The organism is Leifsonia sp. AK011 (genome assembly GCF_013410945.1).
Classification (GTDB): domain Bacteria; phylum Actinomycetota; class Actinomycetes; order Actinomycetales; family Microbacteriaceae; genus Rhodoglobus.
In genome coordinates, this window is sequence record NZ_JACCCH010000001.1 from 670,103 (window position 1) to 689,342 (window position 19,240).

Sequence of the window (19,240 nt, forward strand, 5' to 3'; positions counted from 1 at the left end):
TGTCTCCTTCGGTGATTCCTGCTGCTACCAGCCGACCGACAGCGCCTGATCGACGGATGCCGGCGGCGCTACCGTGCGCGTCTGCGTGTTGCTCCTGACCGGAGGCCGCAGGTACGGGGCCGGATCGAACGTGCCATTGCGCTCACGGAACTCCTTGGCCGACCCCGGCCACAGGAGGGTGAGGCGCCCGCTACGCGGATCGAGGTACCAGCTGTCGCATCCGCTCAGCCACACCGTGGGCTCGGCCATGCGGTCGATCTCCGCGGCGTACGAGCGTTCCGCTTCGGCACTCACCTCGAGCACACCGACCTCGGTGAGGTGCCCGAGTGCGCCGAGCACGTACTGGAGTTGCGTCTCGATCATGTAGATCGCCGAGTTGTGTCCGAGGCCCGCGTTGGGGCCGTTGACGACGAAGAGGTTGGGGAACCCGTGCACACTGGTCGACGCGAAGGCGGTCATCCCGTTGCTCCAGTGCTCGGCAAGGGTGACGCCGCCGATACCCTCGACGAGATGCGCGTAGGGCTGTTCGGCGGATTCGAAGCCTGTCGCGAAGATCACGACGTCGGCGTCATAGCGCTCGCCGCTCGCCGCAACCAGCGTGCCCTGGTCCACGGATGCGAGGGCTGAGGGCTCGAGCTGCACCGCACCGCTCGCGACCGCCGGGTAGTAGTCGTTGGAGATGAGCCGCCGCTTGCAGCCGATCTCGTAGTCGGGGGTGAGCGCAGCGCGGAGGCGGGCATCCGCCACCTGGGAGTGCAGGTGATCGAGGGCCTCCTGCCGGGCCGCGGCGATTGCAGCTGGGTCGCCAGCCCGGGCTGCGAACATCGCCTCGCCCTCCCAGAACTGGGCGGTGCGCACCCGCTCGACGGCGTCGGGGTCGCTCGCGAACTCGCTCAGCTCGTCGTAGGAGTAGGCGCGGTCCGGGCGCGGCACGATCCAGGGCGCGCTGCGTTGGAAGACGGTGACGGATGCCGCCACCCCGGCCAGCTCCGGAACCAACTGCACCGCCGAGGCTCCCGTGCCCACCACGGCCACGCGCTTGCCCGCGAGTTCGAGGTCGTCTCGCCAGCGGGCCGTATGCATCATGTCGCCCGTGAACGTCTCGATGCCGGGGAGGTCGGGGATGCGCGGCTCGGTGAGTCGCCCGGCCGCGAGGATCACGGCATCGGCCGTGAGGCTCCCGCCGCTCGTCGTGACCCGCCAGACCGCCCACTCGTCGTCCCAGCGGAGGGCTGTCATCGCGGTGCCGAGACGCAGGTGGTCGCCCAGGCTTTCGCTCACGACGGCGCGGCGGAGGTAGGCGTGGATCTCGCCGCCCCGGGCGAAGACGTTCGACCAGCCAGGATTCGGCAGGAACGAGTAGCTGTAGAGGTGCGAGGGAACATCGCACGCGACGCCGGGGTAGGTGTTGTCACGCCACGTGCCGCCGACCGACTCGCCGCGCTCGATCACGACGAACGACTCCTCGCCGGAGCGGCGCAGCGCGATGGCCGCGCCGAGACCCGCGAAGCCCGCGCCGATGATGGCGACCCGCACATGGGTCATGCGAGCTTCCTGTCGGGTTCCCCGTAGGTGGTGGTGCGCTGGCGCAGGGGGCGGAAAAGCTTGCCCGTGATCCTGCGCGCGTGGTCGAGGGTCAGCTCCTGGCCGAACTCGACGCCGAACTCCGGCCGCACCCGGCCGTCGAGGAGGGTTCCGCCGAGGTCGTCGGCGCCGGCCTGAAGCATGGCGGCGGATGCCTCGAACCCGAGCCGCGTCCACGGCACCTGGATATGACGGATGTGCCCGTTCAGCAGTATGCGCGACACGGCATGTACCGCGCGATGCTCGTCGAGGCTCACCGTCGACCCGGGCAAGGGGATGGGCACGAACTCCGTGAATCCACCGGTCTCGTCCTGGATCTCGATGAGTCGTTCCAGGTGCGCGATGCGCTGCTCGGCGGTCTCGCCGTGACCATAGAACATGACGGAACTCGTGCGGAAGCCCACTCGGTGGGCCGCCGTGATGACCTCGACCCAGCGTTCGATCGGCAGGTCGGTGGGGGCGATCCGGCTACGCACGCGCTCGTCGAGGATCTTGAGGCCAGTACCGGGGATGGTGTCGACACCCGCATCGCGGAGCGCTTTGAGCGCGGCATCCAACGACAGGCCGCTGCGGGTGGCGAAGTCGTTGATGTCCGCAGGGCGGAAGGCGTGCAGGTGGATGCCCGGCGCGGCGCTCTTCACGGCCCGGGCCAACTCGAGGTATTCCCCTCCGGGCATGAGGCCCTGCACACACAGCTCGGTAGCACCGAGCTCCCAGGCGTCGCGGGCTACCGCTGCCGCGCCCTCGATGCCGTACTCGGCGAACCGCGACGAGTCGAGGTTGCGGTTGACGACGATGCTCACCGCCTCGCCCACGGTGTACCGCCGCAGGTCGTTGGCCCGTGCCACAAGCTCGTCGAGGGGCTCGTCCCGCTGGTTGAGGAGCCCGCGCAGCGGGCGTCTCGAAACCTCACCAACGTCATCACCCTGCGAGGTTTCGAGACTCATCCCACGAGTCGCTGCCAACCCTCGCTCATCCGCCATCTCCACCACCCGCGCGACAAGCCCCGCGTCGACCCACTCGTCGTTCAGGTACTCGGGATGCGCGGTCAGACGCTCGCGCAGCTCGAAGCCGAACCGCGCGGTGGACGCCGCGAGGTCCTCCAGTTGCGGCCACGGCCGCTCGGGGTTCACGTGGTCCGCGGTCAGGGGGCTCACGCCACCCCAGTCGTCCGCGCCGGCCCGCACCAGCAGTTCGAACTCGCTGGCGTCGGAGAGATTCGGTGGAACCTGGATGCGAGCATCCGCCCCCATCACGATGCGTGCGACCGCGACGGCCGCCACGTACTCCAGCAGCTCGGCGTCCGGAACGCCCTGCATCGCCGTGTGGGGCTTCGCACGGAAGTTCTGCACGATGACCTCCTGCACGTGTCCGTGCCGATCGTCCGCATCGCGCAGCGCGATGAGGGACTCCGCCCGATCACGCACGGTCTCGCCGATGCCCACGAGGATGCCCGTGGTGAACGGAACACGGGCGGCCCCGGCATCCTCGATCACCTGCAGGCGTACCGCCGGGTCCTTGTCGGGCGAGCCGTAGTGGACCTGCCCCTTCTCCGTGTACAGCCGGGTCGACGTCGTCTCGAGCATCATGCCCATCGACGGCGCGAACGGCCGCAGGTACTCGAGCTCCGCAGCGGTCATCACGCCGGGGTTGAGATGCGGCAGCAGCCCGGTCTCCTCGAGCACCGCCTGTGCCATGTGCGCGACGTAGTGGATGGTCGACTCGTAGCCGTGCTCATCGAGCCACGCCCGGGCCTCTGGCCAGCGCTCCTCCGGGCGGTCGCCGAGTGTGAACAGCGCCTCCTTGCACCCAAGAGCGGCGCCCTCGCGTGCGACCTGCAGGATCTGCTCGCGACTCATGTAGGCGGGCTTGCCGAGCTTGAGCAGCTGGCCGGGGGTGTCGACGAAGATGCAGTAGTGGCAGCGGTCACGGCACAGGGTCGTCACCGGCAGGAACACCTTGCGCGAGTACGTGATGACCCCGGGGCGACCGGCGCGAGCGAGGCCTGTGTCACGCAGGTGCGACGCGAGGTGCAGCATCCGCTCGAGGTCATCGCCGCGTGCCTGGAGGAGTGCTTCCGCGTCGTCAACGGATGCCCGGCCTCCCGCCGCGACACGCTCGAGGATCTCGTCGATCGTGGAGCGATCCGAGCGCAGCAGCGTCATCAATCCAGCGTACCCGCGGTGGCGCGAACACTGCCGGGATAACCCTGCTCCTGAAATCGCGTCATGAAACCAGCGGACGCCTCTCTCATATCTGTCATCGCATTGACACTTCACCGCACACCTCAGGGGACGACTCATGCTCACCACCACTCGCACCCGCATCGGCGCAGCCGCGTTCGGTGCCCTCACCGTCAGCGCGCTGAGCCTCGCCGCGCTGCCCACCGCCGCGGTCGCTGACGACTGCGTGCCTCTCACGCTCGACGCTCGCGTCGTTCTCGGCGGAGCCTTCGACGCTCAGACGGGACTCATGCGCGACGACCTCCGTACCGGCGCGGCGTACGGCGTGCCCGTGCTTCCGTCCACCGAGCCCTACTCGGCTCTCGGCTTCTACCTGCACGGCGGTGAGGGCGCGACCGGCGACCTCGCCACCGCTGCTGCACCCGCCGACGATGTGGTCGACTGGGTGCTCGTCGAGCTTCGTCTTCCCACCGACCCCACTCAGGTCGTCGCGACCGATGCGATCCTCGTCCAGCGTGACGGCGACCTTGCCCGGGCGGCACAGTTCTCGGTCCCGGCCGGCGACTACTACGTTGCGATCGAGCACCGCAATCACCTGGGCGTCATGACCGCCACCCCCGTCACGCTCGGCGCCACTACTCCGCTCGTCGACTTCGCCGATCCCGCCTTCGACGTGTGGGATCGCACGGATGTCTCGGGAGTCGACTATGACGGCAGCGAACGCTACATCTCGGGCGGCGTCGCATCCCTCTGGTGGGGCGACGTCGACCACAATGGCGCCGTGATCTTCCAGGGAGGCGGCAACGACACCGAGGTGCTCCAGAGCACGGTGCTGACCTCCGCTGACAACGTGCTGCAGAGCCCCAGCTACATCGACCGCCGGTATGTGGGCGGCGACGTCAATCTTGACGGCGCTGCGATCTTCCAGGGGCAGAACAACGATGCGGATTGGATCTACAACTCCGACATCCTCACGCCCATCAACACGGGAAACGATGCCGCGATCACGACGCATCTTGACCAGGTGCCCGTCGCGGTGCCCGGCCCCGACCTCTCGGGCGAGTGCGTCGTCGATGGCGTGACGCCGAGTGTGCCCACGCCGAACACCCCGGTGCTCGCGGCCACGGGCAGCTCCTCAAGCGCCTGGGTTGCACTCCTCGCCCTCGGTGCCGCTGCGCTCGGAGGGCTCGCTCTCGTGCGGTCGCGCTCGCGGGCCTAGCGACAGATAGCAGTGGCACGGTTGGTCGCCGGAAGAGGGGGCGGCCAACCGCGCTACCGCGCTCAATTGTGCGGAGTGCCCAACGTCGTGGCGGCGCACCCGACCCGGCTTCGTGCAACACCTACGGCACATTCACGCATTCGTTGTAGCAGTCGTACGTTAACGTCATGAGCCAGACAATCGATCGCACCAGCAAGGTTCCGGCGAAGGCGCCGGAGAAGCCCACGGTGGATGTCGCGGCCCTCGGCCAGCGACTCCTCGGGCGTTGGGCCGACGAGCGCCGAGCATCCCGCGAACTATCCGCCACCCCCGCGATGCAGCGCATCCCCGGCCAGACGATGGCCGAGCACCGGGAGCGCGTGCTTGAGCAGTTGCGGATCCTCGTCGAGTCCAAGGCCGTGCACAAGGCGTTCCCCAAGAACGTGGGCGGCCTCGAGGACCACGGCGGCAACATCGCCCAGTTCGAGGAGCTCCTCCTCGCCGACCCGTCACTCCAGATCAAGTCGGGCGTGCAGTGGGGCCTCTTCGGTGCGGCCGTCATGCACCTCGGCACCGAGAAGCACCACGAGAAGTGGCTCCCCGGCATCATGAGCCTCGAGATCCCCGGCGCGTTCGCGATGACCGAGACGGGTCACGGTTCGGATGTCTCGGCGGTCGGCACCACGGCCACCTACGACGAGGCGACCGGCGAGTTCGTCATCAACACTCCGTTCCGCGCGGCCTGGAAGGACTACCTCGGCAACGCAGCCCTCCACGGCGAAGCTGCCGTGGTCTTCGCGCAGCTCATCACCAAGGGCGTGAACCACGGTGTGCACGCGTTCTACGTGCCGATCCGCGACAAGGACAAGAACTTCCTCCCCGGCATCGGTGGCGAGGATGACGGTCTGAAGGGCGGCCTCAACGGCATCGACAACGGGCGCCTGCACTTCACCGACGTGCGGGTCCCGTGCGAGAACCTGCTCAACCGCTACGGCGACGTGGCTGAGGATGGCACGTACTCCTCGCCGATCGCGAGCCCGGGCCGCCGGTTCTTCACGATGCTGGGGACCCTGGTGCAGGGTCGGGTCTCGCTCGACGGGGCTTCGGTCGTGGCATCCAAGCTGGCCATGACCATTGCGATCTCCTACGGATCGCAGCGCCGCCAGTTCACGGCGGCGAGCGATACGGAGGAGGAGGTCATCCTCGACTACCAGCGTCACCAGCGCCGCCTGCTGCCGCGCCTTGCCGAGACCTACGCGATGAGCTTCGCGCACGACGTGTTCCTCGAGAAGTTCGACGCCGTCTTCAGCGGGCGCGAGGACACCGACGAGGACCGGCAGGACCTGGAAACCCTCGCCGCGGCGCTCAAGCCGCTGTCGACCTGGGCGGCACTCGACATCCTGCAGGAGGCGCGCGAGGCCTGCGGCGGCAACGGCTTCCTCGCCGAGAACCGTCTCACCCAGCTGCGTGCCGACCTGGACATCTACGCGACCTTCGAGGGCGACAACAACGTGCTGCTGCAGCTCGTAGCCAAGCGCCTCCTCACCGACTACTCACGCAAGTTCGTTGGTGCCGATGCTGGCGCGCTCGCCCAGTACGTCGCAGGCCAGGTGGGGGATGCCACGATCAACCGCACCGGACTCCGCAAGCTCGCCCAGTCCATCGTCGACTTCGGCTCCACCGCCCGGTCGGTCGGCTACGTGCGCGACGCCGACGCGCAGCGCCAGCTGCTGACGGACCGCGTGCAGACGATGATCGCCGAGATCGCGGGACGCCTGCGCGACGCGAACAAGCTCCCCAAGATGGAGGCGGCGCAGCTGTTCAACAGCAACCAGAACGCGCTCATCGAGGCGGCGCGCGCCCACGGCGAGCTGCTGCAGTGGGAGGCGTTCACGGAGGCGGTCGAGGGGATCGAGGATGCCGACACCCGTCAGGTGCTCACGTGGCTGCGCGACCTCTTCGGTCTCGGCCTCATCGAGAAGCACGCAGCGTGGTACCTCATCCACGGGCGTATCTCGGCGCAGCGGGCGCAGGCGATCACGAGCTACATCGACGACCGACTCCTGCCGCGCCTGCGCGAGTACGCACTGCCGCTCATCGCGGCGTTCGAGCTCAGCCCCGAGCTGATCGGTGCGCCGATCGCTCTCGGCGCCGAGAAGGAGCGCCAGGATGAGGCCAGGGCCTACTACGCGCACCAGCGCGAGACGGGAACCGCCCCCATCCCCGAGAAGGCCCCGGCCAAGCCCGTCCGAGCCTGAGCAAACGGAGCCACCTCGGCTCTCGCATCCCGTGCTGTTGCGGCGGCACGTGCCTCTCCGTAGTTCCCCAAAGAGCGCGCTGATTGACAAGGTGTGCGCAATTTTGCGCGCATAACGTCAATCAGCGCGCTCTTTGGGGGTCGGACAGGAGCCGGATCAGACGGGAGCGGCGCTCGGACAGGAGCCGCGGTCAGACGGGAGTCGCGGCCCCCGGGGTGGGCGACGCGGCGCCGGGGGAGGGGTCCTCGCGGCGGGGGCGCTCGCCGTGGAGGCGGAGGGTTGCGAGGAAGCCGAGGGCGAGGAATCCCGCCGCCGAGAAGGTCGCGTAGCGGGTCGCGTCGGTGAAAGCCTCGCGGGCGTCGGTCGCGGCATCCGGCGACTTCGCCTCGAGGCCCGGAATCGCCGAGCCCGCCGAGTCGACGACGGCGTCAACGATCTGCGTGCGTACGTCGGCGGGGATGGATGCCTGATCCTCCAGCCGCGCTTGCAGGCCCGTGCCGAGTGACGTGAACAGGATGGTGCCCAGAATCGCGATGCCGAGTGCGGGGCCCACCTGCCTCGACGTCGACTGCGTGCCAGACCCCTGGCCGCTCTCGGAGATGGGCACGTCCTTGAGGATCACGCTCGTGAGCTGCGCCGTCGCGAGCCCCACGCCGAAGCCGTAGACGAACAGCCCGGGCACCACCTGCAGCCACGAGGCGCCGGTGCTGAGCGAGAGCCCCACCGCCAGCAGGCCCACGATCTCCGCGAGGATGCCCACCCTCACGATCGTGACGGGAGAGATCCGGTTGCCGAACGCCCCTGCGAAACCACTGGCCACGAACGAGCCGATCGCGAGCGCGAGGATCACGAAACCGGTCTGCAGGGCGTCGTACCCGAGCACGTTCTGCAGCCACAGCGGCAGCGAGAGGATGATGCCGAACTCACCGAGCGAGACCACGAGGGCCGCGATGTTGCCGTTGCGGAACGAGGGGATCGAGAACAGGCCGAACGCGAGCATGGTGCTGCGTCCCGCGCGCTCGCGGTGAAGTCCCCACAGCACGAAGGCCACGCCGGCCGCAATGGCGAGCGTGAACGCGAACGGGATGGGCGAGACATCCAGCGTCCAGAAGGATGGCGGGCTGTCGCTGAACCACCAGCCGTAGGTGCGACCCTCGATGAGTCCGAATACGAGCGAGCCGAACAGCACGACCGAGAGCAGCGCGCCGACGACGTCGATGCGGCGGGGTGCTCCCTCCTCGCGCGACTCCTGAACAAACGCGAAGACCCCGATCACGATGATCACGCCGAGCGGAACGTTGATGCCGAAGGCCCAGTGCCACGAGTAGTACGTGGTGAGCCAGCCGCCGAGCAGGGGCCCGACGGCCGCCATGCCGCCGATGGTCGAACCCCAGATGGCGAAGGCGATCGCGCGCTCGCGATCGCGGAAGGTGGCGTTGATGATCGACAGCGACGACGGCAGGATCATGGCGCCGCCGAGCCCCTGCAGCAGGCGTGAGCCGATGAGCAGCTCGCCGCTCGTGGAAAGGGCGGCCAGCACCGAGGCGAGGGAGAAGATCACGACACCGATGAGAAGTAGGCGCCGACGACCGAAGCGGTCGGCGAGGGTTCCGAAGACGAGCAGGAGCGCGGCAAACACGAGCGTGTAGGTCTCCTGCACCCACTGCACCCGCGTGGAGGAGATCTCCAGGTCGTCCACGATCGACGGAATCGCGACGTTGACGATTGTCGAATCGACGATGATGAGCGCAACGGCGATGCTGATGAAAACCAGTCCGAGCCAGCGGCGGCGGGACGATTGCTCGGTCATGCCCGCGAGCATACGCCCGGGCATGAGGCGGGGAGTAGGCGCGGCCCGGAGATGTCGTGTCCCCCCTTTGGGGGACTGTCCGGGCTGCGGGGTATTACCGATACTCTCGCCGTGGGGGTCCGCAACTCTCCGTCACCTTTTCCGTCTAGCAACGAAACGAGGTGCGGGATGCCGCGCGCCCACACTCCTCACTCCCGAATCGCCACCGCAACAGCACTGACCGTCTCCGCGATCCTCGCCGGGACGCTGGCCGCCTCGCCGGCCTACGCTGCAGCAACGCTGCAGCTGACGCTCACCCAGACCACGGGAACAGCCCCGTTCGACGCAACCGCCGCAGCAGGCAACGACGTCAGTGGTTCGGACGAGATCGTGCGCACCAATGACACGGTCGCGTACAAGGTGGGTATCCGCTACGAGGGCGACGAAGCCCAGACCAATCCCACGATCACCTTCACCCTCCCGCAGGGCGAAGAGCTGGTCTCGCTGCCCCCGTTCTGTCTCTCCGGGTCATCCGTCACGCCAGCAACGGTGGGCGCGCCGGTGCTCCCCCTCAGCGCGACGTCGTACCTCTCCCTTCCGCAGCAGACGGTCGTGTGTCGCGTCAATGGTGAGAGCCCCGGCACGTCTCTCGATTACACCTTCACGGCGAAGGTCCGCACCGAGGTGCCCAACGGCACCGTGCTCGGCCCGGTCTCTGCTTCTGCGGTGAGCACTCAGGTCACAACCCCGGTGGTCTCGCCTGAGGTTTCTCACAGCGTGAGTTCGGCTCCGAAATATGACCTCTCCAAGCGCAGCGCATCGACCACCGAGAACACTGGGCCGCTCTACCAGGCGACCCAGCCTTGCAGCTTTGACGTCTCCCGCACCTGCATGGCAGTGCTCTTTCCGCTCACCATCACGGCGCCGAACAACGCGAAGGGCGTTTCGCCGCTCGTAGCGACCGCGGCGAACCCGATCACCTTCACCGACGACATCTCACCCGACGCCTTCTACGGCCCTGGCACGACAAGCTCCGCAGCATGGCTGGCAGCTTCGGACCCGATGACCAAGTACGCCCCCAGGCTCACCTACTGCGACATCCTGAGAGCGAGCGGGAATCTCCTGCCCGGTACAACGGGGGGTGGGTCTACTGCCGTCAGCAACAGCGGCACGGTCACCTGCACCCAGCCCGGCGGACTCGGCACCCCGGTCAACGTCAGCATCGTCGGCGCCGATACGTCGGCCTATTCGGTTCCGACTCGGAGCTCCGACAACACGAGTGCCCTGCCGGCGGATCTCGCGTACGTTGTCTCGACCTCCTTCTACATGGAGATCCCGACCGACGCGATCCTCGATCTCGGAATCAACTCCAACAACATCTGGACTCTCAATTGGGAGAACACCTTCGGTGAGCTCTCCGGCGTGGACATCAGCGGTCAGCCCAATGTCGACCCCGTGCCCGAGAACAACAATCGCGTCGGCCAGTCGACCCTTCGCAATGCGGGCAGCTACGACAAGTTCTTCACCGGGCTGTACGGTGACCCCGCCAACACGCCCGGTTCCCAGTACAGTCTCAACATCTTCGATGGTCCGCCCGGGTCGGGGCTCGCTCACGACGGCAACACGGTGGTTCTTCCCGGGCAGACCGTCATGAGCACCCTGTACTACGTCCACTACATTCCACCGGGCTCCGGCACCACCTACTCACGCACGACATTGGTGTGTGACGCTTGGGATCCAGCGGCGTTCGCCCTCGCGCCCGGCACGTACCGCGGATTCCAGGACAAACTGAACTCCGGCGGCGACGCGGCGTTCGTGTGGGGTTTCTACTACAACGCGCAGTACCAGACGAGCCTCGCTGAGCTCGACAACCTCAGCATCCAGTACAGCTCTGGCGCCTTCGGTCCGGGAGCGGACTCGGCCTGTGACAACGGCATCTGGTACGACGACCCCGCTGCTGTACCCGGAGCCGTTCTCCAGCCGGATGGCACGTACTCAGGCGTCAACCGGGTGCGAGCCACCTTCTCCGACAAGGCGTCGCCCAACGGGGACCTCACGGCGATCGGAATCGACATCGCTCTTCGTGTGCTCGACAACTACGAGGTCGGCGATCATCTGCCCAACTACACGGCGCAGAAGCTCGTCGAGGGTGTTCTCACGCCGTCGCAGATCATCGCCTCCGACGTGGACACCACCCTCTCTGCCTACGACTTCGAAGCGAACACGGGCAAGTTCGGTGACCGCCTGATTCTCGGCGCGGCTATCGCCCGCCTCACCAAGGAGGTGCGCAACCCGAGCACCGGCGAGTTCACCGGGACTGCGGTACCGCAGTACACCGCGGGAAACACCGTCGACTACCGCCTCACGCCCACTCTGACCGCGGATGTGCCGGCCGGTACGTTCTCCGATGTGGTCGTCGAGGACTGTCTTCCGGCATACCAGCAGTTCGTATCGTCTGTACGGGGAAGCGGTGCCGCCATAACCCCTGAGGTTGTCGCGAGCAGCAGCCCGGTCGATGCCGATCTCAGCTGCGCGGAGGGCGAGACGTACATTCGCTGGAATCTCGGCTCCAACGAGATCGGCTCGGAGATCGACCCGATCATCTACACGGTTCAGCTGCTCGAGACGGTGCGGAATGGAACCTACACGAACGTGGCGCTCGTGAGCGCGGACGGCGACCCCTCCGCCGCAACGCTGCGGGACGACACGGCACAGATCCAGGTGATCGTGCCGACGGGCATCAAGATCGCGAAGTCGACGCCTCAGACGATCGTGGAACTCAACCCCACCGGGGTCACGATTCCGCGACAACTCGAGTGGAACATCGAGTTCGCCAACATCGATTCCCCCACGGATGTCTCCGACGTCGACGTGATCGACGTGCTCCCGTCCGACGGCCTCGGGGGCAGTGACTTCACGGGTACCCTGGCGCTCACGAGCGTGTCGACGACGGGCACCGGCATTCAGACCCTGTGGACATCGCGCCCGAGTGCGCAGCTCAGCGCCGATCCCCTGGATGCCTCGAACCTCGCTAGCGGCGCGACGGTCTGGTGTGACGGCACCACCGTTGTCTCCGGCAACGGCACGAGCGCCGAGTGCCCGACGTCGATCGCAGACGTCACGGGTCTGCGCTTCCTGCGCGCTGGCGACTTCGAGCCGGAGGATGCCTTCGGCGCGAACATCGTGATGGTTCCCTCGAGCAACGCCGGCGGTGATGTCTACGTCAACATCACGTCGGGTCGAGCTGACGGGGTCTCGCAGCAGGTTGGACCGGCTTCACGCGCGATCGAGATCATCGAGTCATCCATTGGTGACTTTGTCTGGGAGGACCTGAACGCGAACGGTATCCAGGACGAGGGTGAGCCCGGGATCGCCGGATTCCCCGTGAGCATCTCGGGAACGGACGTCGACGGAAACGTCGTGTCCCGCAGCACGGTCACCGACGCGAATGGGCGTTACTCGTTCCCGGGCCTGGCAAGCGGCTCCTACCGGGTCACCTTCGACCCCGAGGCGCTGGACTCGAACAGCATGTTCAGCCCGCAGGACCAGGGAACGGATGACACGGTCGACTCCGACGGTGACCCCGTCACGGGCCAGACCGGCATCATCACGCTCCTCCCTGACACCAGTGATCCCACGTGGGACCAGGGTGTGATCATCGATCGCGACGTGCAGCTGAGCGTGGCAAAGCGTCTCGTCTCCAGCACCGAGCCCGACGCGAACCGTAAGGTGACCGTGACGTACGAGATCGTCGTCGCCAATGCCGGCACCGCGTCGAGCGAATACACCCTCGAGGACGAGCTCCAGTACGGCGGCGGGATCACTGTGGATGCAGCGACTGTGAGCAACACTGGCCCGGGTGGCATCCCCACCGAAGCCGACTGGGACGGTGTCACGCAATACGAGGTCGCGGCCGATGTGCCGATCGCGGGCGAGGCGACCCATACGTATGAGGTCGTGGTCGAGGCGACACTCGCGACGACGGTGACCGAGGCGTCGGCAGACTGCGTGCTCACTTCGACCGAATCGGGCACGGGCTACCTCAACACCGCGATTCTCACTTTCGAGGACACGGTGGTGGACGACAGCGCCTGCGGCGAGCCGCCCGTGACGCCGGTGGGCCCGGTACCTCCGGCGAAGCCGCTCGCCTTCACAGGTGCGGAGGCGCCGATCCTCGGCGCGCTAGCCGGCCTCGCGCTCGTTCTCGCCGGTCTCGGTTTGTACGTCGCCCGTCGTCGTCGCCGCGAGTCCATCTAGTACCCCCGTGGGGGACGTCGCTCAGCGATGTTCCCCACGCGGGTGTTCGGCGCGGTTCAAACGCGCGCGTCGTCACCAAACGTCAGCGCGACGCAATCGATAACCTGTGGGGATGTCACGCGTCCGCTCGGTCAACATCGGTGCCCCGCAGCCCAATCCGCACAAGCAGACGCGGGCCACGGGCATCAACAAGCTTCCCCAGTCGGGTGCCGTCGAGGTGCGCGCCCCCGGACCGAAGGGCATCGGCCTCGGCAGCGGCCTGGTCGGCGACTACATCGGCGACGGTAGGCACCACGGTGGTGACGCGCAGGCCGTGTACTCGTTCACGCGCGAGGACCTCGACGCGTGGGAGGAGCGGCTGGGGCGCACCCTCACCGACGGGTTCTTCGGTGAGAACCTCACGACCGAGGGCTACGACGTCAACGAGGCGCGGCTGGGCGAGATCTGGCAGATCGGCGACGCGGTCCAGCTGAAGGTCACGAGTCCGCGGTTGCCGTGCTCGACGTTCCGCGGGTGGGTGGACGAGAAAGGTTGGCTGCGGACGTTCACCCTTGCGGCCCGGCCGGGGGCCTACCTGAGTGTGGTGCAGCCCGGGTTTATCCGGTCGGGCGATGAGCTCAGCGTCATCCATCGCCCGGACCACGATGTGACGATCTCGCTGGTCTACCGCGCCCTCACGACCGAGCGCGAGTTGCTGCCGGGCCTGCTCGCCGCGGGCGACGACCTCGACGACGAGACCCGCGAGGCGATCGAGGAGAACGCCAAGTTCGACGCCGGGTAGCGCAGGTCAGGCAGCGCGGGATGCCCGCACTCGGAGCGCCGCGGTCACCGCGAGCACCACGACCACACCCACGATCGCCGCTACCCCCGTCACCACCGAGGCCGGCTCGCCGACGAGGCGCCCGACGGCGAGCCAGGACAGCCCCCACGCGAGCGTGAGCGACTGCGAGAAGCGTCCGCGGCTGACGAGCGCGAGCAGCACACCCGCGGCGACGGCCACCACGATCACCGTGACCGACCACACCTCCGGGGGCAGGCCGAACCCGGTGAAGCCGATCGCCACGAGCCACGCCGTGATGTTGGCGGCGGTCGCGACGCAGACCCAGCCGAGATACAGGCCGATCGGCACATCCGTCAGCGCCGCGTCGAGGGCACCGGCCGGCGGGTACTGCACCGCCTGCCGGAACGTCTGGATCAGCACCGCCAGCAGCACGACGATGATGGGCACACTCAGCCCCAGCAGGTCGTACTGGATGCTGAGGATCCACAGCCCGTTGAGCACGAGGGATGCCGCGACCCAGTACCCGAGCCGCCGATGCCGCTCAGCGGAAGCCTGCCGCGGGAGCGCTTGCCACACGGCGTAGGCGAGCAGACCTAGGTAGATGACGGACCACACTGAGAATGCGGGCGTGGCCGGCGCGATGAGGGTTGCATCGGCCGCGAGCGCCCCGCCCGCGGCATCCTGGATCGGGGTTCCACCCGCGGCGCCGGAGCCGACGAAGGACGCGATGACGGCGAACACGGCGGTCGAGATGACGACGAACTGACGGAGCACATCCTTGGGCTGGCGCATACTGCCAGCGTACGCCGGGCCGGGTACCGTGGTGCCATGACGTTCAACGACAACGCGAAGATCGACACGAGCCGCGTCAGTCGGCGCGGCCGCACCACGGGTATCGCCGTGGGTGGCGGTGGCGCACTCCTCGTTGTCGGTCTGTTCCTGTTGTCGCAGTTCCTGGGCGTCGACCTGACGGGTCTCGCCGGGGGCACCGGCCAGGACCAGGGGCCGGCCGAGAGCATCGGCGAGTGCACGGGTGCCGATGCCAACGCCGACCTTGACTGCCGCATTGCGGGCGCGGCCGACTCCCTCGACACCTACTGGTCGGAGGAGCTTCCCACCTTCGGCGTGGACTACCGCACCACGAACATCGAGCTCTTCACCGGCCAGGTGAGCACGGCCTGCGGCGGTGCCACGAGCGCGGTCGGCCCGTTCTACTGCCCGCCAGACGAGACCATCTATATCGACACGAGTTTCTACGACGAGCTGCAGTCGCGCTTCGGGTCGTCCGGCGGCCCGCTAGCCCAGATGTATGTCGTCGCCCACGAGTGGGGTCACCACATCCAGAACATCACGGGCATCATGAACGGTCTCGACACGAGCGACACCGGCCCGACGTCCGATGCGGTGCGACTCGAATTGCAGGCCGACTGCTTCGCCGGCGCATGGGTGGGTGCGGCTCCCGAGATCCGCGACGACCAGGGCGTCGCCTTCCTGGAGCCCGTGACCGACCAGGAGATCGCGGATGCCCTGAGCGCTGCATCCGCCGTGGGGGACGACCGCATCCAGGAGTCGACCTCCGGCCAGGTCAACCCCGAGGCCTGGACTCACGGTTCGAGCGAGATGCGCCAGCGCTGGTTCACCGCGGGGCTCGAGGGCGGGCCGAACGCGTGCAACACCTTCGACGCGAACGTCTCGCTGTAGCGCGATGACCGACGAGAAGCTGAGCGACGAGCCCCAGGGCAAGACCGACCTCAAGGGCGAACCCATTCTCGAAGCCCTGCGTGAGGTTCTCGCCGAGGCCCGGGAGCTCGACGGCGGAGAGGTCGCCTCGTACATTCCCCAGCTCTCGTCGGCGGATCCCAGCCAGGTCGGTCTCGCTCTCGTCGGCGTCTACGGTCGCACCTTCGAGGCTGGCGACTCGCGCGTGCCGTTCACGATCCAGTCCGTGTCCAAGCCGTTCGTCTATGCGCTCGCGCTCGAGAAGCTCGGCATCGAGTCCGTCATGGAGAGGGTGGGGGTCGAGCCGAGCGGCGAGCCGTTCAATGCGATCAGCCTCGACGCCGACAGCGGGCGGCCGATGAACCCGATGATCAACGCGGGAGCCATCGTCGTGGCATCCCTCGTCTCGGACGACGAGATCCTCGAGGGTCTCGGGGCGTTCGCGGGGCACCCGCTCGAGGTGGATGACGCGGTGCTCCAGTCCGAGCTCGAGACGGGTCATCGCAACCGAGCGCTCGCCCACCTCGCCCTTGCCGCCGGCGTGCTCGGTTCCACGGTCGACGAGGCGACGGAGCGCTACTTCCGTCAGTGCTCCCTCATCGTCACGGCCCTGGATGTCGCGACGATGGCGGCCACGCTCGCCAACGCCGGCCGCAACCCGCTGACCGACGAGCAGGTGGTGAGCGAGACGGTCGCCCGGTGGACCTGCGCGGTCATGGCCTCCTGCGGCATGTACGACGCGTCGGGGGACTGGCTTGCGCGCGTCGGGCTGCCGGCCAAGAGCGGTGTCGGCGGCGGGATCGTCGCTGTCGACCCTGGGGTCTTCGGCGTCGGCACGTTCAGTGCCCCGCTCGATGCCCAGGGCAACAGCGTGCGCGGGCGGGCGATGCTCACGTCGCTCTCGCGGAGTTACGGCCTACACGCGTTCGCGCATCCGACCGTCAAGTTCCAGCCGCCGGAGTAGACGAGGCACCCACCACGAGTCCGTGGACGTAGGTGAGTTTCTCCACGACCGGGGGCTCGAGCGTGAACGGGTACAGGTCGCGGTGGCCCATCGCGCGGTTGACGCGGTTGAACATGAGTGAGAGCCAGTGCCAGTCGTCGAGCATCCGCTCGATCCCGGCCTCGCGATAGTCGGTGAGGGGAACCACGTCGTGCTCGACGATCCCGGGCACCCGGCTCGCGTCCAGCACCACCCCTGCTGCAGCCGCTGTCGCGAGCGTTCCCGTGATGTGCAGGTAGTGCGCGAAGGTCTCCGCGAAGTCCTCCCACGGGTGCATGGTGGCGTACTCCGAGATGAAGGATGCCTCCCACCCCGCTGGCGCACCCTGCGCGTAGTGGCGGCTTATCGCATCCTGGTAGCTGGCTCGCTCGTCGCCGAAGAGCGCGCGGCATCCATCCCAGGCGGCCTCATCGCGCAGCAGCACCTGCTGGTAGTAGTGGCCCACCTCGTGGCGCAGGTGCCCGAGCATCGTGCGGTACGGCTCGCCCAGTCGCACCCGCAGTGTCTCGCGGTAGTCATCAACGGTCTCGGCGAGGTCGAGCGTGATGATGCCGTTGGCGTGGCCGATCATGACGCGAGTGCCGCTGAAGCTCGAGAGCAGGTCGAACCCGAGGCCGCCCTCCTGCTCGTAGAACGGGGTGATCGGCAGCTCGAGCTCGGCGAGCTGCACGAGGAGTCGACGCTTCGCGATGCCCGTGTCGCGGAGCTTCTCCCACGCGATCGTGTCGTCCCGCGGAGGCAGGGTGCGGCTGAGGCGACAGGAGAAGCAGCGGGCGGCATCCTCGCTGTCGGCGACGAGCCAGTTGCATCCCCAGTCCCGGTTCGCGCAGTGACGCCACGTCTCGTCGCCCTCGGTGGCGACGCCGTCCATCGTCTGCAGGAAGCTCAGCGACGAGAAGCGGTAGCCGAGAGTGGCTCCACAGTGCTCGCATTCGTGCCAATCGAGAAAGGCGAAGCTCGCGCAGTTCGGGCATCGGGGGGTCACGGTGTGCAGTCTAGGGCCAGCCGATACGCCCCAGCCCGCAGCCGTGTCAACCCCTCGTCGCGAGAGCAGTCGCGGTCGTACCGTGGCGTTATGGACAACTCAGACAGCACGCGCGGTATCGATCCTGATCTTCAGCCGGCTGACGACTCGGCGAACAGCAAGCCGGAGGAGGACACCGCCTCGGGCGGGGCTCCCGAGGAGCCGGACACCGACCCGGAGGTCTACGGCACATCCCCGAAGGACGCCTGACCCCGGTCCCCACGATCCACGATGCCCCGCGTCCCAGCCGACGCGGGGCATCGTGCTGTCAGCTGTCGCGCAGCGCCTCGATGAGGTCGGCCTTGCGCAGGCGCGAGTATCCGGATATGCCGATCTCGCGGGCGCGGCTCTTGAGTTCCTCGACCGTCCAGTCGTCGTAGTCGCCAGCCTTCCCGCCGCGTCGGCCTACCGTCGATCGGCCATCGCGGGCGGCCGCATTGGAGATGCGTGCGGCCTTCTGTGCAGAGTTGCCCTCGTCGCGGAGCTTCTCGTAGAGCTCCGGATCCTTGAGCGAGGGGTTGGGGTTCGACCGTGGCATGGTGTGCTCCTTCCTTGTGCGGTCCTTCCTAGAACGGCCGTCCGCCGGTCACGGGGATAACGCCCCCGGACATGTACGAGCCGTCGTCCGATGCGAGCAGCACATAGGCCGGGGCCAGCTCGGCCGGCTGCCCGGGGCGACCGAGCGGGGTTTCCTGCCCGAACTCCGCGACCTTGTCCGGCCAGTCGGTCGCCGGGATGAGCGGCGTCCAGATCGGGCCGGGAGCCACCGCATTCACGCGGATGCCACGGGGCCCGAGCTCCTCGGCCATCGCCTTCACGAACGCGACCTGCGCAGCCTTCGTCATCGCGTAGTCGATGAGGCCGGCCGACGGTTCGGCCGCCTGGATCGAACTCGTGACGATGATGCTCGAGCCCGCGTCGAGGTGGGGGAGCGAGTACTTCGCGAGCCACAGCAAGCCGTAGAGGTTGGTCTCGAAGACCCGCTGAAACTCCGCCGTCTCGAGGGTCTCCAAGGAATCGCGGCTCTTCTGGTACGCCGCGTTCGGCACGAGGATGTCGATTCCCCCGAGCTCCGCGACGGTCAGCTCCACCGCTCGGCGACAGAACTCCTCGTCGCGTACGTCGCCGGGGATGAGCAGCGCTCGCCGCCCGGCCTCGGTGATCAGGGTGGCTGTGGATGCGGCATCCTCTTCTTCCTCGGGAAGGTGCACGATCGCGACATCCGCTCCCTCCCGCGCGAAGGCGATCGCGACGGCCCGGCCGATGCCGGAGTCGCCGCCCGTGATGAGTGCCCGCCGCCCGTGGAGCTTGCCAGCTCCCACGTAGCTCGATTCGCCGTGGTCGGGTGTGGGTGTGGTCTCGCTCGTGAGTCCCGGCTGGCTCATGGGTGTTCCGTCGAAGCCGTCGGAGGGGTGTTCGGATCGGGGGTCGGTCGCGGACATCG

General features: G+C 67.8%; 14 protein-coding genes. 7 read left to right on the forward strand and 7 right to left on the reverse strand.

Annotated features, from left to right (window positions below; genetic code table 11):
* Positions 1 to 24 precede the first annotated feature (24 nt).
* Complete coding sequence (locus HDC94_RS03300; protein ID WP_179494835.1) at positions 25 to 1,545, reverse strand: NAD(P)/FAD-dependent oxidoreductase; 1,521 nt, start codon at positions 1,543 to 1,545, stop codon at positions 25 to 27.
* Positions 1,542 to 3,749: a 7,8-didemethyl-8-hydroxy-5-deazariboflavin synthase CofG gene (cofG, locus tag HDC94_RS03305; protein WP_179494837.1), complete on the reverse strand. Its 2,208-nt coding sequence runs from the start codon at positions 3,747 to 3,749 to the stop codon at positions 1,542 to 1,544. Before cofG ends, HDC94_RS03300 begins: the two co-directional genes overlap by 4 nt.
* Before the next feature lie 136 nt (positions 3,750 to 3,885).
* Here cofG and HDC94_RS03310 point away from each other — a divergent pair, with 136 nt between their 5' ends.
* Both HDC94_RS03310 and HDC94_RS03315 read left to right on the forward strand, forming a co-directional pair.
* A complete protein-coding gene (locus HDC94_RS03310; RefSeq protein ID WP_179494839.1) occupies positions 3,886 to 4,986 on the forward strand; it encodes an LPXTG cell wall anchor domain-containing protein in 1,101 nt (366 codons plus the stop codon).
* Positions 4,987 to 5,153: 167 nt separating this feature from the next.
* Positions 5,154 to 7,223: an acyl-CoA dehydrogenase gene (locus tag HDC94_RS03315; RefSeq protein WP_179494841.1), complete on the forward strand. Its 2,070-nt coding sequence runs from the start codon at positions 5,154 to 5,156 to the stop codon at positions 7,221 to 7,223.
* Between the two features lie 190 nt (positions 7,224 to 7,413).
* Here HDC94_RS03315 and HDC94_RS03320 read toward each other — a convergent pair whose 3' ends face one another.
* Positions 7,414 to 9,033 carry a DHA2 family efflux MFS transporter permease subunit gene (locus tag HDC94_RS03320; RefSeq protein ID WP_179494843.1) on the reverse strand — a complete coding sequence of 540 codons (1,620 nt, stop codon included), beginning with the start codon at positions 9,031 to 9,033 and terminating at the stop codon, positions 7,414 to 7,416.
* A gap of 168 nt (positions 9,034 to 9,201) precedes the next feature.
* Between HDC94_RS03320 and HDC94_RS03325 the strand changes: the two genes are divergently transcribed.
* Together HDC94_RS03325 and HDC94_RS03330 are read left to right on the forward strand one after the other, a co-directional pair.
* The gene (locus tag HDC94_RS03325; protein WP_179494844.1) at positions 9,202 to 13,269 is read left to right on the forward strand and encodes an SdrD B-like domain-containing protein; all 4,068 of its coding nucleotides are present in this window, start codon (positions 9,202 to 9,204) and stop codon (positions 13,267 to 13,269) included.
* 112 nt (positions 13,270 to 13,381) lie between these two features.
* Positions 13,382 to 14,050 carry an MOSC domain-containing protein gene (locus HDC94_RS03330; protein WP_179494845.1) on the forward strand — a complete coding sequence of 223 codons (669 nt, stop codon included), beginning with the start codon at positions 13,382 to 13,384 and terminating at the stop codon, positions 14,048 to 14,050.
* Between the two features lie 6 nt (positions 14,051 to 14,056).
* Here HDC94_RS03330 and HDC94_RS03335 read toward each other — a convergent pair whose 3' ends face one another.
* The gene (locus HDC94_RS03335) at positions 14,057 to 14,842 is read right to left on the reverse strand and encodes a TspO/MBR family protein (protein WP_179494846.1); all 786 of its coding nucleotides are present in this window, start codon (positions 14,840 to 14,842) and stop codon (positions 14,057 to 14,059) included.
* Positions 14,843 to 14,878: 36 nt separating this feature from the next.
* On the opposite strand from HDC94_RS03335, the gene HDC94_RS03340 reads away from it, so the two are divergent.
* Together HDC94_RS03340 and glsA are read left to right on the forward strand one after the other, a co-directional pair.
* Positions 14,879 to 15,751, forward strand: a complete 873-nt coding sequence (locus tag HDC94_RS03340; RefSeq protein ID WP_179494847.1) for a neutral zinc metallopeptidase — start codon at positions 14,879 to 14,881, stop codon at positions 15,749 to 15,751.
* Positions 15,752 to 15,755: 4 nt separating this feature from the next.
* On the forward strand, positions 15,756 to 16,733 hold the full coding sequence (gene glsA, locus HDC94_RS03345) for a glutaminase A (RefSeq protein WP_179494848.1): 978 nt from the start codon (positions 15,756 to 15,758) through the stop codon (positions 16,731 to 16,733).
* Here glsA and HDC94_RS03350 read toward each other — a convergent pair.
* Entirely contained in the window at positions 16,711 to 17,757 is a 1,047-nt protein-coding gene (locus HDC94_RS03350; protein WP_308495616.1) for a putative zinc-binding metallopeptidase, read from the reverse strand. The two genes, glsA and HDC94_RS03350, sit on opposite strands and share 23 nt — an antisense overlap.
* 90 nt (positions 17,758 to 17,847) lie before the next feature.
* On the opposite strand from HDC94_RS03350, the gene HDC94_RS03355 reads away from it, so the two are divergent.
* Complete coding sequence (locus HDC94_RS03355) at positions 17,848 to 18,006, forward strand: hypothetical protein (RefSeq protein WP_179494849.1); 159 nt, start codon at positions 17,848 to 17,850, stop codon at positions 18,004 to 18,006.
* Positions 18,007 to 18,064: 58 nt separating this feature from the next.
* Here the strand turns inward: HDC94_RS03355 and HDC94_RS03360 are convergent, their stop codons facing one another.
* Together HDC94_RS03360 and HDC94_RS03365 are read right to left on the reverse strand one after the other, a co-directional pair.
* On the reverse strand, positions 18,065 to 18,334 hold the full coding sequence (locus HDC94_RS03360; RefSeq protein WP_179494850.1) for a Rho termination factor N-terminal domain-containing protein: 270 nt from the start codon (positions 18,332 to 18,334) through the stop codon (positions 18,065 to 18,067).
* A 28-nt stretch (positions 18,335 to 18,362) separates the two neighbouring features.
* Positions 18,363 to 19,238: an SDR family oxidoreductase gene (locus HDC94_RS03365; protein WP_179494851.1), complete on the reverse strand. Its 876-nt coding sequence runs from the start codon at positions 19,236 to 19,238 to the stop codon at positions 18,363 to 18,365.
* Between the last annotated feature and the right edge of the window lie 2 nt (positions 19,239 to 19,240).

Bases quoted from the DNA above. Each gene is read 5' to 3' on its own strand.
- HDC94_RS03325 (WP_179494844.1), top strand. From the start codon at position 9,202: ATGCCGCGCGCCCACACTCCTCACTCCCGAATCGCCACCGCAACAGCA.
- HDC94_RS03360 (WP_179494850.1), bottom strand. From the start codon at position 18,334: ATGCCACGGTCGAACCCCAACCCCTCGCTCAAGGATCCGGAGCTCTAC.
- HDC94_RS03310 (WP_179494839.1), top strand. From the start codon at position 3,886: ATGCTCACCACCACTCGCACCCGCATCGGCGCAGCCGCGTTCGGTGCC.
- HDC94_RS03340 (WP_179494847.1), top strand. From the start codon at position 14,879: ATGACGTTCAACGACAACGCGAAGATCGACACGAGCCGCGTCAGTCGG.
- HDC94_RS03335 (WP_179494846.1), bottom strand. From the start codon at position 14,842: ATGCGCCAGCCCAAGGATGTGCTCCGTCAGTTCGTCGTCATCTCGACC.
- HDC94_RS03320 (WP_179494843.1), bottom strand. From the start codon at position 9,033: ATGACCGAGCAATCGTCCCGCCGCCGCTGGCTCGGACTGGTTTTCATC.
- glsA (WP_179494848.1), top strand. From the start codon at position 15,756: ATGACCGACGAGAAGCTGAGCGACGAGCCCCAGGGCAAGACCGACCTC.
- HDC94_RS03365 (WP_179494851.1), bottom strand. From the start codon at position 19,238: ATGTCCGCGACCGACCCCCGATCCGAACACCCCTCCGACGGCTTCGAC.
- HDC94_RS03330 (WP_179494845.1), top strand. From the start codon at position 13,382: ATGTCACGCGTCCGCTCGGTCAACATCGGTGCCCCGCAGCCCAATCCG.
- HDC94_RS03355 (WP_179494849.1), top strand. From the start codon at position 17,848: ATGGACAACTCAGACAGCACGCGCGGTATCGATCCTGATCTTCAGCCG.
- HDC94_RS03300 (WP_179494835.1), bottom strand. From the start codon at position 1,545: ATGACCCATGTGCGGGTCGCCATCATCGGCGCGGGCTTCGCGGGTCTC.
- cofG (WP_179494837.1), bottom strand. From the start codon at position 3,749: ATGACGCTGCTGCGCTCGGATCGCTCCACGATCGACGAGATCCTCGAG.
- HDC94_RS03315 (WP_179494841.1), top strand. From the start codon at position 5,154: ATGAGCCAGACAATCGATCGCACCAGCAAGGTTCCGGCGAAGGCGCCG.